3 protein-coding genes are annotated in these 2,128 nt (G+C 71.8%); all 3 read left to right on the forward strand.

The annotated features are described in order from the left end of the window. Positions 1-72 precede the first annotated feature (72 nt). Complete coding sequence (locus tag ACTUAL_RS29695; RefSeq protein ID WP_440902552.1) at positions 73-828, forward strand: hypothetical protein; 756 nt, start codon at positions 73-75, stop codon at positions 826-828. Positions 829-899: 71 nt separating this feature from the next. Continuing rightward, positions 900-1,229 (forward strand): hypothetical protein, encoded by a 330-nt coding sequence (locus ACTUAL_RS29700; RefSeq protein ID WP_440902553.1) that lies wholly within the window; start codon positions 900-902, stop codon positions 1,227-1,229. Between the two features lie 18 nt (positions 1,230-1,247). After that, positions 1,248-2,128, forward strand: an 881-nt coding sequence (locus tag ACTUAL_RS29705) for a major capsid protein (protein WP_440902554.1), incomplete at its 3' end; no start/stop codon positions are given.

Raw genomic sequence — 2,128 nt, forward strand, 5'->3', positions numbered from 1 at the left:
ATTGAACTTCCCGGCGCGATGCCGGAAGGCGCGTGGCGCCGCGCTCAAGCGCGCCGACCGATGGAGGACGCGATGTCCCGCACGACCCGCACCAAGCACACCACCCCCGCCCTCGCTGCGTTCGCGCTCGGCGAGCCCGTCCAGCCGATCGGCTTCCTGCCGAACGGTCGCCCGGTGTTCCCAGTCGCCGGTGGCGCACCCGACGACCCGCCGGCCGACCCGCCGGAGGGCGTCACGCCCGAGGAGTGGGACGCCCTCGGAGATCCCGGCAAGCGCGCGATTGTTCGCGAACGCGCCCGTGCCGACGACGCCGAGCGGCGAGCGCAGGCAGCCACCGCCCGCCCCACTCCGCCCAAGCCGCGAGACTCGGAGCCCCCGAAGCTTGCCGAGCCCGGCGCTGGCAAGCAGGGCGACCAGCCCGACGTCGCCGCGCTGATCCAGCAGGCGGTCGCCGAGGCGGTCAGGCCGTTCCAGGAGGCCGAAGAGCAGCGGCAGGTCCAGGCCAAGGCCGAGGCCGCTGGTCGGGTGCTGGTCGAGGCCGCCAAGCCTCACCTGCTCGACCCGACCGACGCGCTCGCCCACATCGACCTCACGCCCCTGCTCGGCGCCGACGGAACCGTCAGCGCCATCGACGCCGCCAAGGCGATCGAGCAGCTGAAGGCCGACAAGCCGCACCTGGCGAAGTCGACCGTCCGCACCGCACCCCCTGGCATCGGGGGCGGCGCGCCCGCGACCGCGACGGAGGCCGAGAAGGTCGCCGCCGCCGCCGCGCAGATGTACAAGGCCACCGGCGCTCGCCCTCCCGCGGCGCCGATCGCCGCCCACTGACCCCGGAACCACCGTAGGCGCGACGCCGCGAGGACCGGACTCATCAGGACACCGAAACGAAGGAGAATGTTGTGTCCAACTTCGCGCCCAAGCGCAGCACCTACGCCACCGGCGACCGTCGCTGGCTTCGTGACCCCCTGAAGGCGGGAACGGTCGGCGTCAGCGTCGCCCCCGCCGATGTCGCCGACGACGCCAACGGCTTCGTCAAGTCCGGGTCCCTCGTGACCGGCAAGGGCCTCGTGCTCGACGACTTCACCATCAAGACCGGCGAGAAGCACCTCATCGCTGTGGTCAACCGCGGCACGGTCGACCGGCGCTACATGCCGACCGCGCTTAACCAGGCCCAGGAGGCGGCGCTCAAGGGCATCACCTTCGTCAACGGCACCGCCCCGACCTCCTGACCCGGAAGGACCACTGACATGCAGTACATGGATCTGGTCGACGACCTGCGCCCCGTGATCCTCGCGGCGCGTGAGTTCAGCGACGACCGCAACACCCTGAGCCAGTTCCTGCCGAACACGGCGGTCCAGGCCATCACGTTCCGTCTCGGGCGCCGGCAGAAGGTCGACCAGACCGTGCCGGTTCGCGCGTTCGGTGCGCCCGCGACGCCCATCACCCGTCCGGGTGTCGCCGAGCTGCGGGGGGACCTGCCGGCCATCACCCCGCGGGTGGACCTCACCGAGGTCGACCTCAACCAGGAGTTCGTCCTGGCCCAGCAGCTTGCCGGGCAGCAGGTCGACTACCAGCCGTGGGTCGTCGCCGCTGCGGGCATCGCCGCCGCAACCATCGACAACACCCTCGAGCTCATGCGCGGCCAGGCCCTCTCCACCGGCAAGGTCTCCCTCGCCGCTGAGGACGGCGGCGGTCACGAGGTCGACTTCGAGGTCCCGGCGGACAACAAGATCACCGTCGCGACCCCCTGGTCCACCGACCCGGAGGCCGCGTTCGCTGACCTCGAGGCCGCCCACGAGGCGTTCCACGAGACCAGCGGCGCACCCGCCGGCCGCGCCCTGACCACCATCAAGGTCTACCGCCTGCTGATGAAGGCGCTCCAGACCATGTACCCGCAGCAGCCGGTCGGTGCGACCAACCTGAACGCCTACCTCACCGAGCGTGGGCTGCCGGGCATCACCACCTACGACCGGACGCTCCAGACGAGCCCCGGCGCGCGCACCCGCATCTACCCCGAGGGGCACCTGACCTTCCTGCCGGGCGACGTCCCGGTGGGGCGCACCGAGCTCGGCGTCACGCAGGAGTCGGTGCAGCAGGTCCAGAACCGTGTTCTGGCCCCCTCGGAGGC

It is taken from the genome of Actinosynnema sp., from assembly GCF_052038725.1.

Excerpts from the sequence above, each read along its gene's own strand:
- ACTUAL_RS29695 (WP_440902552.1), top strand. The coding sequence starts at position 73 with ATGTCCCGCACGACCCGCACCAAGCACACCACCCCCGCCCTCGCTGCG.